The organism is Chromobacterium paludis, assembly GCF_008275125.1.
Lineage (GTDB): Bacteria > Pseudomonadota > Gammaproteobacteria > Burkholderiales > Chromobacteriaceae > Chromobacterium > Chromobacterium paludis.
On the sequence record NZ_CP043473.1, the window covers coordinates 3,816,350 to 3,829,011 of the forward strand.

Below are 12,662 nucleotides of genomic sequence, written 5' to 3' on the forward strand. Positions count from 1 at the left end.
GTGGCTTACCGCTTTCGCCGTGCGCACCGGCTGTTAAAAACGGATGAGTTCTCATCCGTTTTTAGTTTGCGGCAACAACGCAGCAATGCGTTCTTCCAGGTGTATGCCCGCCCTAACGGCCTGGACCATGCCCGCGTGGGTCTGGTGGTTGGCAAGAAAGTTGCCAAGCGGGCCGTGCGCCGCAATTACATCAAGCGCTGCGTGCGCGAGTGGTTCCGCCTGAATCAGCAGACGCTGGGCGGCGTGGACTACGTGGTGCGCGCCAAGACCGCGTTTACATATGAACAGCGCGCCGAAGCTGTAACGGCTTTGCAGGCGTTGTTTGCTAAACTGGCACGATGTCGCGCCTCCTCATCCTCCTGATCCGTTTTTACCAGCTGGCTATCAGCCCGTGGCTGGCACCGCGTTGCCGCTTCCAGCCCACCTGTTCCAGCTACGCGATCGAGGCGGTGAGAAAATACGGCGCGCTGAGGGGCGGCTCACTGGCCGCCAGACGCATCTGCCGTTGCCACCCCTGGGGCGGCAGCGGCTATGACCCGGTTCCCTGAACCTTCCGGTATCGAGAGATGGATTCCAAGCGACTGATAATCTTCGTTGTACTGTCCGTGGGCATCCTGTTTGGGTGGAATGAGTTCTTCATGCCCAAGCATCCCCCGCAACAGCAAGTGGCCAAGACCCAGGCCGCGGCCGGCGCTTCCGGCGCGGCCCAGCCGGCCGAGGCCAATAAGCTGACCCGTGGTCAGCGCATCCACGTCAAGACGGACCTGGTTGAGGCCGAGATCGATACCGTGGGCGGCGACCTGCGCGAGCTGCAGCTGCTGAAACACGGCGACGCGGAAGATCACACCAAGGCCTTCAAGCTGTTCGAAGACGACGCCAAGCGCACCTATGTGGCGCAAACCGGCCTGATCGCCGCCAGCAATCCGGCCCTGCCGACGCATAAAACCGTGTTCACCGCGGACAAGCCCAGCTATGAAATGACCGGCGACAAGCTGGAAGTGAAGCTGAGCGCGCCGGACGCCAACGGCGTCAAGGTGAGCAAGGTCTACACCTTCACCAAGGGCAGCTACGAGATCGGCGTCCGTTACGACATCGTGAACGGCGGCGCCATCCCGGTGGCCCCAACGGCTTACTACCGCCTGCTGCGCGACAGCCAGGCGCCGGAAGGCGAGGGCCGTTTCGCCCACACCTACACCGGCCCGGCCGTGTACACCACCGAGCACAAGTTCCAGAAAGTCAGCTTTGAAGACCTGGCCAAGGGCAAGGGCGACTACGCCAAGTCCACCACCGACGGCTGGGTGGCCATGCTGCAGCACTACTTCATGTCCGCCTGGATTCTGAAGCCGCTGGATGGCAAGAGCGTGTGCAAGGACGAGCGTTCCTGCCGCTTCGAGCTGAGCCAGAGCAACGGCCTGAACTCCGCCGCCGCGCTGGTGGACTATGCCGCCATCGCCCCGGGCAAGAGCCTGAGCGTGAACGTGCCGCTGTACGCCGGCCCGGAAGAATACGACATCATCTCCAAGGTGGCCGACGGCATGGAATATGCCAAGGACTTCGGCATGTTCTACATCTTCGCCTCGCCGCTGTTCTGGCTGCTGGTGAAGCTGCACGGCCTGGTGAGCAACTGGGGCTGGGCCATCATTCTGCTGACGCTGACCGTCAAGGGCGCCTTCTATCCGCTGACCGCCGCCTCCTACCGCTCCATGGCCAAGATGAAGGCCCTGGCGCCGCGCCTGGAGCGCCTGAAGGAACAGCACGGCGACGACCGCATGAAGTTCCAGCAGGCGGTGATGGAGATGTACAAGACCGAGAAGGTCAATCCGCTGGGCGGCTGCCTGCCCATGCTGATCCAGATCCCGGTGTTCATCGGCCTGTACTGGGCGCTGCTGGCCTCCGTGGAGCTGCGCGGCGCGCCGTGGGTGCTGTGGTATACCGACCTGGCCCGCCCGGACCCGTACTACATCCTGCCGGCGCTGATGGCCATCACCATGTTCCTGCAGACCTTCCTGAACCCGCCGCCGGCCGACCCGATGCAGGCGAAGATGATGAAGATCATGCCGCTGGCCTTCTCCGCGCTGTTCTTCTTCTTCCCGGCCGGCCTGGTGCTGTACTACGTGGTCAACAACGTGCTGTCCATGACCCAGCAGTGGTTCATCAACAAGCAGATCAACAAGGCCAACAAGGCGGCGCTGCAATCCTGAGCGCTTAGTCCTGAAGCTTGAATAAACCCGGCCGCTGGCCGGGTTTTTTGCTGGATAATCTGGGAAAGATCTCAAAACAATTTGCCACGAACCCCACGAAAGAACACGAACGCGAATCGCCTCCGAGGCGGCGCAGGGACGGCCTCCGGCCTGCGATCGTTCTTTCGTGTCCTTTCGTGGATTTCGTGGCTAAAAATCCAAGGAATGGCAATGAACCTCAGCTACACCCCCGCCACCATCTGCGCCATCGCCACCGCCCCCGGCCGCGGCGGCGTCGGCGTGATCCGCGTCTCCGGCAAGGACTTGCTGCCGTTCGCGCAGGCCATTTCCAATGGCAAGACCCCCAAGCCGCGCTACGCGATGTATACGGACTTCTTCGACGGCCACGGCCAGGCCATAGACAACGGCTTGCTGCTGTTCTTCCCCGGCCCCAACAGCTTCACCGGCGAAGACGTGATCGAGCTGCAGGGCCATGGCGGGCCGGTGGTGATGAAGATGCTGCTCACGCGCTGCGTGGAGCTGGGCGCGCGGCTGGCGGAGCCGGGCGAGTTCACCAAGCGGGCCTTCCTGAATGACAAGCTGGACCTGGCCCAGGCGGAGAGCGTGGCCGACCTGATCGACGCCAGCAGCGAAACTGCGGCGCGCAGCGCGCTGAAGTCATTGAAGGGCGCGTTCTCGCGCCAGGTGCACGGCCTGGTGGACGAGCTGATCAATCTGCGCATGCTGGTGGAAGCCACGCTGGACTTTCCGGAAGAAGAGATAGATTTCCTGAAGCAGGCTGACGCGATCGGCCGCCTGCGCCGCTTGCGCGCGCAGCTGGTGGGGGTGCAGGCCACGGCCAAGCAGGGCGCCATCCTGCGCGAAGGCATGCACGTGGTGCTGGTGGGCCAGCCCAATGTCGGCAAGTCCAGCCTGATGAACGCGCTGGCCGGCGACGACATCGCCATCGTGACCGATATCGCCGGCACCACCCGCGACACGGTGCGCGAGGAAATCGTCATCGACGGCGTGCCGGTGCACATCATCGACACCGCCGGGCTGCGCGAAACCGACGACGTGGTGGAGAAAATAGGCATCGAGCGCACCTGGCAGGCGGTGGAGCGCGCCGACCTGGCCCTGGTGCTGACCGACAGCCGCCACGGCCTCACCGACGAGGTGCAGGCCATCCTGGCGCGCATCCCGGCCGGCCTGCCGCGCGTGCATGTCTTCAACAAGGTGGACCTGACCACGGACGCGCCCGGCATCGCCGATGAAGACGGCCACCCGCTGGTGCGGCTGTCCGCCAAGACGCATCAGGGCGTGGACCTGCTCAAGGCCAAGCTGCTGGAAATGATAGGCTTCAGCGGCGCCGACGAAGGCGTGTTCCTGGCTCGCCAGCGCCACCTGGACGCCATCGCCCGCGCGGCGGACCACCTGGAACTGGCGGAAGCGGACTGGGAACTGGTGGAAATCTTCGCCGAGGAACTGCGCCTGGCGCAAAACGCCTTGTCCGAGATCACCGGGGCATTCTCCGCCGATGACCTCTTGGGCGTGATCTTCTCCCGCTTTTGTATTGGCAAGTAAGGCCGTAGGGCGGAAGCCCGGCTAGGCTGGGCGTTCCACCGCGGCCCGTCCGATAGGGCTGCGCCAGGAAATGGCGGATGGCTCTCGTTTTGGGGGCGCCAGCCCCGCCGCAGGCGCTGGCCCATCGCATCGCGCGCCAAGAAACCACCGCTTGCCGGTGGTTTCTTGCTTTCCTGCCGCATGCCTTGGCCATGGCTCTCCGCATGTGCTTTGATATGCCCTTGGTTTAATTTGCGTCTTGATTGCTTAGTTGCCTGGGTTATTTCTCAATGCTTGAGCGTCCTTCCGATGCCGCCTTGTCTTACGCGCCATGCCGCGTATTGCCGGCCCTGCTGCTGGCTGACGCCCTGCTGCGCTTGGCCTACCTGGCCGAGGCTGCCGTGTTGCCTTGGTGGATAGCCAGCCAGGGCGGGGCGGGCGCGCTGGCTCGCTTCAGCTCCGCCTTGGCCGTGGCGGCGTTTGCCGCGGTGCTGTTCGCCGCGCCCCTGGGCGACCGCTATGGCAAGTCCGCGCAGATGGTCCGCTCGTCCTGCCTGCTCGCCTTGCTGGGGGCGGCGCTGGCCTGGCTGGCGATGCGGCCGGCGTTCCGGCTGGCGGATGTGCTGCTGCTGGGGAGCGTGCAGATGCTGGCTTGGGCGTTTGCCGATCAGGGGCGCAACAATATCTTGCCGGAGCGCATTCCGGCATCCGCGCTGCCGCAGGCGCTGCGGTGGCGCAAGACGGGTCAATCGCTCAGCGGCATCCTGGGCCCCATGCTGGGGGCGGCCGGCTTGCATTGGCTGGGCGTGGCCGGGGCGCTATGGCTGTCTGCCGCTTTGTACGTGTTGGCCGCGCTGGCGATGCGCCGGGTGCCGCGGGAGGCCCCGGCGCGGCGGCCCGCGCTGCGGCCGGGCGCATGGGCGGCGCAGCTGGCGGAGGGCTTCCGCGCCAAGTGGCAGGTGCCGATGGAGCGTGGCTGGACGGCGGTCAACTTCGTACTATGGATTTTCCAAGGACCGGCGGTGGGCATGCTGATTCCGCTCAAGGTGCATGCGTTGGGCCTGGGCGGCGGCTGGCTGGGCAATTGCCTGACCGCATTGTCATTGGGCGTGCTCGCCGGCAGCGCTGTGGGTTCGCAATGGCTGGTGGCGCGATTGGGGCGGTACCGGGTGCGGGTGGGGCTGGGCATGTTGGAAGGGCTGTGCTTTGCGGCTGCCGGTTTCTCGCCTTCCGCTCCGTGGCTGTTGGCGGCGCTGGTCGCAGGCGGCTTCTGCAACGCGGCGATGAGCCTGGTGGGCGCCACGCACCGCTCGCTGGGCTTGCCCCTGGATTACCGGGTGCGCTTGTCCGCGGTGTCGTCCATGAGCACGCAGCTGGCCGGCGCCATCGGCCCCGCCCTGATAGGCGTGGCGCTTTCGCGCTGCAGCGTGGCGACGGTGTATGGCGCGGCTGGCCTGTTGATGATGCTGTCTTGCCTGGGCTATCTATGGGTGCCGCGCTTTAGCGAGTTTCTGTCGCTGGAGCATGGGCAGGCGGCGGATTGGTATCGGCGAGAGTATCCGCAGGTGTTCGGCAAGGAGCCGCAAGCTTGAGCGTGGCGGGTGGCTCAGGCTGGGTCAGCCGCCGCCGTCTGCGCTTGTTCCTCCGCCGCGCCAACATCGGATGGCCGCAGCATTGTCCGTGTCCTGCATCACGATTCCAATAACTGGCGGTAATTGCCCAGTCCCAGTTGTTTCAGCGGAATGCAGCCGGCCAGGACTTCGTCCTACTGGTACAACGCGCGCTCGATGAACTGGCGCGGCACCTTGGGTTTGGGCACGCGGATATCGAACCAGCCGCGCACGTCGCCGTCCAGGCCGATGCCGTGCATGAAGTTGTACAGCGCCTTGTTCAGGCCGCGGCCCATCAGTTCGTGGTCGGTCCCGGTGGGGTCGATGAAGCCGACGTCGTTCTTGGCGAAGTTGCCCGGCGGCAGCGGCACCAGCTGCACGCCGTACTCTTCCGGGTTCTGCCCCACCGGCGAGTGCACGGTGCAGGCGAAGCGATGGAAGAAGCCGGACTGGATGCAGCCGGCGTCGAACAGCTGGCGCACGTATTCCAGCGCGTCCACCGTGTCCTGCACCGTTTGCGTGGGGAAGCCGTACATCAGATAGGCATGCACCAGCACGCCGGCCTCGGCGAAACCATGGGTGACGCGCGCCACCTGCTCCACCGACACGCCCTTCTTCATCAGCTTGAGCAGCCGGTCCGAGGCCACTTCCAAACCGCCGGAAATGGCGATGCAGCCGGACTCGGCCAGCAGTTGGGCCAGCTCCGGGGTGAACGATTTCTCGAAGCGGATATTGCCCCACCAGGAGATGGATACCTTGCGCCGCAGCAGTTCCTCGGCCAGCGCCTTCAGCATTTTGGGCGGCGCGGCCTCATCGACGAAGTGGAAGCCGGTCTGGCCGGTTTCGGCGATGATGGCTTCGATGCGGTCCACCAGCAGCTCGGCCGACGCCGTCTCGTAGCGCGAGATGTAGTCCAGCGTCACGTCGCAGAAGCTGCATTTCTTCCAGTAACAGCCGTGGGCGATGGTCAGCTTGTTCCAGCGGCCATCGCTCCATAGCCGGTGCATCGGGTTGAGCATGTCCAGCAAGGACAGGTAGCGGTCTATCGGCAGGCCGTCCCAGGTGGGGGTGCCGGATTCGGAGAACGGCACGTCGGCTTCCTGCATATTGACGTAGCGCACCGCGCCGTCCTGACGCAAGAAGGTGCGCGAAAGCCGGCTGACGCCGCGCTTGCCTTCGAGGTGCTCCATCAGCGCCAACAGCGGCTTTTCGCCATCGTCCAGCGTGACATAGTCGAAGTAATCGAACACCCGCGGCTCGGCCAGTTCGCGCAGCTCGGTGTTGACGTAGCCGCCGCCCAGGCAGATTTTGATGTCCGGCCAATGGCGCTTGATGGTCTGGGCGATGCGGAAGGCCGCGTACACCGCGCCCGGAAACGGTACCGAGACCAGCACCAGCTGCGGCTGGTGCTGGTCCATGGCCGCTAGCGTCAGCGCGGCCAGGGTGTCGTCCACCCAGTTGGGCGCGGCGGCCAGGGCCTTGGCCAGCGGATCGAAGGTGGGCTGGGACAGCGCCAGGGATTCCGCATAGCGGACAAACTCGAAGCGAGGGTCCACCGCTTCGCGCAGCACGTCGGCGATATCGTTCAGATACAGCGTCGCCAGGTGGCGGGCGCGGTCCTGGGTGCCCAGCGCGCCGAAGGCCCAGGCCAGCGGGTCGCCGCCGTCCGGATCGTCCGGGTCCACATAGACGTCCAGCGCGGCGAAGCGCGGCCCTTCCGGCAGGTAGTTGCGGCCGGCGATGCGGTAGGACAGCGTGGCGTCGCGGCCCTGCAGGAAGCCGATCACCGCGTCTATGGTCGCGGCGTAGCGATCATAAGAGATGTCGAACTGCATCATGCAGTCCGTGCGCTGGCGCATGGGGATGCGCTGCACATGCTCGCGCAGCGTGGCCATGCCCTCCCTGGAGAACAGCTTCAACACCAGCGCCAGCGCCAGATCCTCCTGGAACGCGGCCACCCCGCGCGAGCGCAGGAAGCCGGTGAGGTAAGCGGTGGACGGGTAGGGCGTGTTCAGCTGCGTCATCGGCGGGATGAGCGACAGCACGCGCAGGGAAGAAACAGACATGGGGCGTGAAATCCGGCTGTGGTTCAAAAAGCATAGCCGGGCATGAGCCCGGCTGCGCGTGATTGTCCCACAGCGCGGGAATCGAGACTAGCCGCCCTTGGCGCTGAACTGCTCGAAGGCTTCCAGGGCGTTGGCGGAATACATCAGCGACGGGCCGCCGCCCATGTAGACGGCCATGGCCAGTGTTTCCTCCACTTCCGCCTTGGTGGCGCCCAACTTGACCAGGGCCTGGGCGTGGAAACCCAGGCAGCCGTCGCAGCGCGCGGCCACGCCCAGCGCCAGCGCGATCAATTCCTTGGTTTTCTTGTCCAGCGCGCCATCGCGGGTAGCGGCGCGGGCCAGGTCGTTGAAGCCCTGCATCACCTCCGGCACATCGGCGCGCAAGGTGGCCAGGTGCTTGGAGATGGCGTGGGTCAGTTCCGGGTAGTTGACGTTTTGGCTCATGGTTTGGGCTCCGTTTGGGATGAGGATGACGGCGCGCGGCAGCTGGACCAGCCAAACGGCAGATAGGCCGGGCAGAAGCGGAACAGGCCGGTGGCCAGCGGCACCAAGCCCAGCCAGCCCCAGGCGCCGATGACGCCGGATACGGCGCCGACGATCAAGGCTACGCCGACGACAACGCGCAGCACCCGGTCCCAACCTCCCACATTGCTTTTCATATCAGCCTCCTGTTGCGATGCGCCATCGAATGGATATGTTGATTTATATAATATCAATTGATATATTGAAGTCAAGTTTTGTCGAATACATGGAAGTCCTGCATGAGCACCATCACCCTTTCCGACATGCGCGCCGCCGCCGGCCAGGCCAGCGGCCTAATGCGCGCGCTGTCCAATGAAGACCGCCTGCTGTTGCTGTGCCAGCTGAGCCAAGGCGAAAAATCGGTGAGCGAACTGGAAGAGACCGTCGGCATCCGCCAACCCACGCTGTCGCAACAGCTGGGCGTCTTGCGCAACGAGGGGCTGGTGGCCACTCGCCGCGACGGCAAACGCATCATTTACTCCGTGGCGGACCCCAAGGCCCTGGCCGTGCTGTCCACGCTTTATCAGCTGTATTGCCCCAAGGAATAGACATGATCCTGGACTGGAGCCATTTCACCCCATGGAGCGCGCTGGCTGGCGGCGCGCTGATCGGCCTGGCCGCCGCCTGGCTGGTCTTGTTGAACGGCCGCGTGGCCGGCATCAGCGGCATCGTCGGCCATCTGCTCGCTCCCGGCGGCGACAAGGACTGGCGGCTGGCCTTCGTCGCCGGCCTGGTCTTGTCGCCCTGGCTATACCGGCTGTTCGCCGCGCCGCCGGCCATCGCGCTGGACCACAGACCGGGGCTGTTGATCGCCGCCGGCTTGCTGGTGGGCTTGGGCAGCCGGCTGGGGTCCGGCTGCACCAGCGGCCACGGCGTATGCGGGCTGGCCCGGTTGTCGCCGCGCTCGCTGGCCGCCACGCTGACCTTCATGGCCGCCGGCTTCGCCACGGTCTGGTTGGTTCGTCATATTTGGGGATAAGCCTATGAAACGCATCGCAAGCGCCGGCCTGGCCGGCTTGATCTTCGGCCTGGGGCTGATCGTGGCTGGCATGGCCAATCCGGCCAAGGTGCTGGGCTTTCTGGATATCGGCGGCCATTGGGACCCGTCGCTGGCCCTGGTGATGGCGGGCGCCATCGCCGTGGCGCTGCCGGCCTTCGCCTGGGCTAAGCGCCGCCAATGCTCGCTGCTGGGCGAAGCCATGCAATTGCCCACCGCGCGCCGCGCGGATCGCCGCCTGCTGATAGGCAGCCTGATTTTCGGCATGGGCTGGGGCCTGGCCGGCATCTGCCCCGGACCGGCGCTGGTGCTGGCCGGCAGCGGCCTTTCCGACGGCTTGCTGTTCCTGGCGGCCATGCTGACCGGCATGGCGCTGTTCCGCGCCTGGGGCGCGCGCGGCTGACGCGGCGGCGATGGGCGGCTATACCTTCATCATCGCCCGCCCGGAGCCGCGCATGAAAGCCCATCTCTTTGCCCTACTCCTTGCCGTCTCATCGTCGGCGCTGGCCGCGCCGCCCAAGCTCGCGCTGCAGCTTTGCGCCGCTTGCCACGGCCGGGACGGCAATGGTCCGCCATCGGCGCCCCGGCTGGCCGGCCAGCAGGCCGACTATATCGCGCAACAGCTGGATTGGATGCGGCTGGGCCAGCGCGAGGACGGCGGCGCGCACAAGTTGGTCTGGGATACGTTGAAGAGCGACGCCGACATCCAGGCCATCGCCCATTACTTCGCCGCGCAGTCCCCCGCGCCGCATCCGGCCAAACCGGCTGATCCCGCCCTGCTGGCCGCCGGGCGCAAGCTGTACACCGAGGGCAATCTGGCCGTGGGCGCGCCGCCCTGCTTCACCTGCCACGGCGAGCAGGGCGAAGGCGGCAGCGCCGCGCCGCGGCTGGCCGGCCAACATGCCGGCTACCTGGCGGAACGCATGAAGGTATCGGACCAGCCGCAGCCGCCGGCACGCATGGAGATGCAGGAAATCTTGAAGACGCTGAGTCCGGACGACATCAAGGCGCTGCTGGCCTATCTGGCCACGCTGTAGGCGGGAAAAAAAGAAAAGGCCACCCAAACGGCGGCCCCAAGTTTCGGAGAAAAACGGGCTCCGGCCCGGCGGGCCGAAACATGCGGACCCTGCGGTCCGCCGTTTTCCGGAGGTGATTCTAACGTCGACTATCGCCGGCCGCAATCCTCAATCGCCCAGCGCGGCCAATAGCTCGGCCTGCTGTTCCGCGATCAGCGCGTCGGTCAGCTCCTGCAGGTCGCCGTCCATCACGTAATCGAGCTTGTACAGCGTCAGATTGATGCGGTGGTCGGTGATGCGGCCCTGCGGGTAGTTATAGGTGCGGATGCGCTCGGAGCGGTCGCCGGAGCCGATCAGGCTCTTGCGCTCGGCCGCTTCCTTCTGGTTTTTCTCGCGCAGCTGGATGTCGTAGATGCGCGCCGCCAGCACCTGCATGGCGCTGGCCTTGTTGGCGTGCTGCGAGCGGCCGTCCTGACACTCCGCCACAATCCCGGTAGGCAAGTGGGTGATGCGCACCGCGGAATCGGTCTTGTTGATGTGCTGGCCGCCTGCGCCGGACGCGCGGAAGGTATCGATGCGCAGATCGGCCGGGTTCAGCACCACTTCGGCAATCTCATCCGCCTCCGCCATCACCGCCACCGTGCAGGCGGATGTATGGATGCGGCCCTGGGTCTCGGTGGCCGGCACCCGCTGCACGCGGTGGCCGCCGGATTCGAACTTCAGCCGCGAATACACGCCCTGGCCCACCAAGCGGACGATCACTTCCTTGTAGCCGCCCAGGTCTGACTCGCTGGCGGAGACGATCTCCACTTGCCAGCGGTTGCGCTCGGCGTAGCGCGTGTACATGCGCAGCAGGTCCGCCGCGAACAGCGCCGCCTCGTCGCCGCCGGTGCCGGCGCGGATTTCCAGGAAGATGTTCTTGTCGTCGTTGGGGTCCTTGGGCAGCAGCAGCTTTTGCAGCGCTATGTCCAGCGCCGCCAGCTTGTCCTTGCCCTCGAGGATTTCCGCCTGGGCGAACTCCTTCATTTCCGGATCGGCCAGCATCTCTTCGGCGGCGGCGATGTCGCCCTCGCACTGCCGGTAGGCGGCGAAGGTTTCCACCACCGGCGTCAGCTCGGCGTGTTCGCGGGTCAGTTTCTTGAAGGCCTCCATGTCCTGGGTGGCCGTTTCGCTGGCCAGCAGGTGGGTCACCTCTTCCAGACGGTCGGCCAGCTGGGCAAGCCTGGCCGCGATAGACGCTTTCATTACGACTCCGGGTGTAAACGGTAAAGCCGCGCGATGGTTTGCACCTGCGCGTCATGCTCCGCGCCGCTGCCCGAGGACAAGGCCTGGGTGGGCGGGTGCATCAGTTTGTTGGTCAGCTGGACGGACAGGGCCTCCAGCACTTTTTCCGGCGCGTCGCCGCGCGCCAGTTGTTTCAGCGCGCCTTCCAGCGCGTGGCGGCGGGTACGGTCGGCCTCGTCGCGCAAGGCGCGGATCAGCGGCACCGTCTCTCGCTTCTTCAGCCAATCGGCAAACTCCGCGACGCGGCTCTGGATGATGGTTTCGGCCTCGGCCGCCGCCTGCTGCCGCGCCTCCTTGCCCACCTCCACGATGCCGGCGATGTCGTCCACGCTGAACAGGAACACGTCGTCCAGCTTGTCCACTTCCAGCTCGATGTCGCGCGGCACGGCCAGGTCCAGCATGAACATGGGGCGATGGCGGCGCGCCTTGATCGCCCGCTCCACCATGCCCTTGCCGATGATGGGCAGTTGGCTGGCGGTGGACGTCACCACCACGTCGTAGCGCGCCAGGGCCTCCGGTAGCTCCGCCAAGGTGATGGCGTTGCCGCCGAACTGCTCGGCCAGCCGCTGGCCGCGCTCCAGCGTGCGGTTGGCCACGGTCAGACAGGACGGGTTGCGCGCGGCGAAGTGCGTCGCCACCAGCTCTATCATCTCGCCCGCGCCGACGAACAAGACGTTCAACTCGGCGATGGACGGAAATATCTGCTCGGCCAGCTTGACCGCCGCCGCCGACATTGACACCGAACTTGCGCCCACTGCGGTGTTGGAGCGCACCTCCTTGGCCACCGCGAAGGTGCGCTGGAACAGGCCGTTCAGCAGCGTGCCCAAGGTGCCGGCGTTTTCGGCGCTGCGCACCGCGTCCTTCAGCTGGCCCAGGATCTGGGTCTCGCCCAGCACCATGGAATCCAGCCCGGACGCCACGCGGAAGGCGTGGCGCGCCGCCTGAGTCGCTTCCAACTGGTAGAGATAGGGCTCCAGCTCGGCGCGGTTCATGCCGTGGAACTGGCACAGCCAGTCCAGCGCCGCATGCGGGTCCGGACTCAGGCAGTAGATCTCGGTGCGGTTGCAAGTGGAGACGATGGCCGCCTCGCGCGCGGCCTGCGAGGCCACCAGACTGTCCAGCGCGCGCGGCAGGGCATCGGCCGGAAAGGCCAGCTTCTCCCGTATCGCCAGGGGCGCGGTGTGGTGGTTGAGTCCGAGGGCAAGCAGATGCATGGGCTAACGAAGGCCGCAGACGAAAACAGGACATTCTAGCCTAACTGCTTCGCGCCGTCCCGCGGCAGCCGCCAGTCATAGGGCTAAGTGCGGGGAGGACGGTGGCGGAGCAGGGGTTTTATGACAAGAATGTTGCATAGTCGACACACAAACGAACATTGCCAAATTGTGATGAATTAACAAAAAAACAAACATAATTTCAGAGGCTTA

Annotated in this window: 14 protein-coding genes; 9 read left to right on the plus strand and 5 right to left on the minus strand. The window is 65.6% G+C overall.

The genetic code is table 11. From position 1 onward, the window contains the following. From rnpA to FYK34_RS18090, 5 genes are all read left to right on the plus strand, one after another. Nucleotides 1-363 carry a ribonuclease P protein component gene (gene rnpA / locus FYK34_RS18070; protein ID WP_149298895.1) on the plus strand — a complete coding sequence of 121 codons (363 nt, stop codon included), beginning with the start codon at nt 1-3 and terminating at the stop codon, nt 361-363. Continuing rightward, nucleotides 339-548 carry a membrane protein insertion efficiency factor YidD gene (yidD, locus tag FYK34_RS18075; protein WP_149298897.1) on the plus strand — a complete coding sequence of 70 codons (210 nt, stop codon included), beginning with the start codon at nt 339-341 and terminating at the stop codon, nt 546-548. The genes rnpA and yidD overlap by 25 nt, the downstream gene beginning before the upstream one ends. Nucleotides 549-566: 18 nt before the next feature. Next, nucleotides 567-2,201 (plus strand): membrane protein insertase YidC, encoded by a 1,635-nt coding sequence (yidC, locus tag FYK34_RS18080; RefSeq protein ID WP_149298899.1) that lies wholly within the window; start codon nt 567-569, stop codon nt 2,199-2,201. A gap of 210 nt (nt 2,202-2,411) precedes the next feature. Beyond that, nucleotides 2,412-3,764, plus strand: a complete 1,353-nt coding sequence (mnmE, locus tag FYK34_RS18085; RefSeq protein ID WP_149298902.1) for a tRNA uridine-5-carboxymethylaminomethyl(34) synthesis GTPase MnmE — start codon at nt 2,412-2,414, stop codon at nt 3,762-3,764. A 269-nt stretch (nt 3,765-4,033) separates the two neighbouring features. Then, nucleotides 4,034-5,335 (plus strand): MFS transporter, encoded by a 1,302-nt coding sequence (locus FYK34_RS18090; protein WP_149298904.1) that lies wholly within the window; start codon nt 4,034-4,036, stop codon nt 5,333-5,335. Between the two features lie 173 nt (nt 5,336-5,508). On the opposite strand, the gene FYK34_RS18095 is transcribed toward FYK34_RS18090, so the two are convergent. From FYK34_RS18095 to FYK34_RS18105, 3 genes are all read right to left on the minus strand, one after another. After that, entirely contained in the window at nt 5,509-7,419 is a 1,911-nt protein-coding gene (locus FYK34_RS18095) for a B12-binding domain-containing radical SAM protein (RefSeq protein ID WP_149298906.1), read from the minus strand. 87 nt (nt 7,420-7,506) lie between these two features. Next, nucleotides 7,507-7,863, minus strand: a complete 357-nt coding sequence (locus FYK34_RS18100; RefSeq protein WP_149298908.1) for a carboxymuconolactone decarboxylase family protein — start codon at nt 7,861-7,863, stop codon at nt 7,507-7,509. Next, nucleotides 7,860-8,078 (minus strand): YgaP family membrane protein, encoded by a 219-nt coding sequence (locus tag FYK34_RS18105; protein ID WP_149298910.1) that lies wholly within the window; start codon nt 8,076-8,078, stop codon nt 7,860-7,862. Before FYK34_RS18105 ends, FYK34_RS18100 begins: the two co-directional genes overlap by 4 nt. A 102-nt stretch (nt 8,079-8,180) precedes the next feature. Between FYK34_RS18105 and FYK34_RS18110 the strand changes: the two genes are divergently transcribed. The 4 genes from FYK34_RS18110 to FYK34_RS18125 are packed head-to-tail and all read left to right on the plus strand — an operon-like array spanning nt 8,181 to nt 9,975. Next, a complete protein-coding gene (locus tag FYK34_RS18110; RefSeq protein WP_196782534.1) occupies nt 8,181-8,489 on the plus strand; it encodes an ArsR/SmtB family transcription factor in 309 nt (102 codons plus the stop codon). Between the two features lie 2 nt (nt 8,490-8,491). Next, the gene (locus FYK34_RS18115) at nt 8,492-8,920 is read left to right on the plus strand and encodes a YeeE/YedE family protein (RefSeq protein ID WP_149298912.1); all 429 of its coding nucleotides are present in this window, start codon (nt 8,492-8,494) and stop codon (nt 8,918-8,920) included. Nucleotides 8,921-8,924: 4 nt separating this feature from the next. Beyond that, complete coding sequence (locus FYK34_RS18120) at nt 8,925-9,341, plus strand: DUF6691 family protein (protein WP_149298914.1); 417 nt, start codon at nt 8,925-8,927, stop codon at nt 9,339-9,341. Between the two features lie 52 nt (nt 9,342-9,393). Continuing rightward, a complete protein-coding gene (locus FYK34_RS18125; RefSeq protein ID WP_168209797.1) occupies nt 9,394-9,975 on the plus strand; it encodes a c-type cytochrome in 582 nt (193 codons plus the stop codon). Between the two features lie 147 nt (nt 9,976-10,122). On the opposite strand, the gene prfA is transcribed toward FYK34_RS18125, so the two are convergent. Then, nucleotides 10,123-11,199 carry a peptide chain release factor 1 gene (prfA, locus tag FYK34_RS18130; protein ID WP_149298918.1) on the minus strand — a complete coding sequence of 359 codons (1,077 nt, stop codon included), beginning with the start codon at nt 11,197-11,199 and terminating at the stop codon, nt 10,123-10,125. After that, nucleotides 11,199-12,452, minus strand: a complete 1,254-nt coding sequence (gene hemA, locus FYK34_RS18135; protein WP_149298920.1) for a glutamyl-tRNA reductase — start codon at nt 12,450-12,452, stop codon at nt 11,199-11,201. The genes prfA and hemA overlap by 1 nt, the downstream gene beginning before the upstream one ends. Nucleotides 12,453-12,662 lie beyond the last annotated feature (210 nt).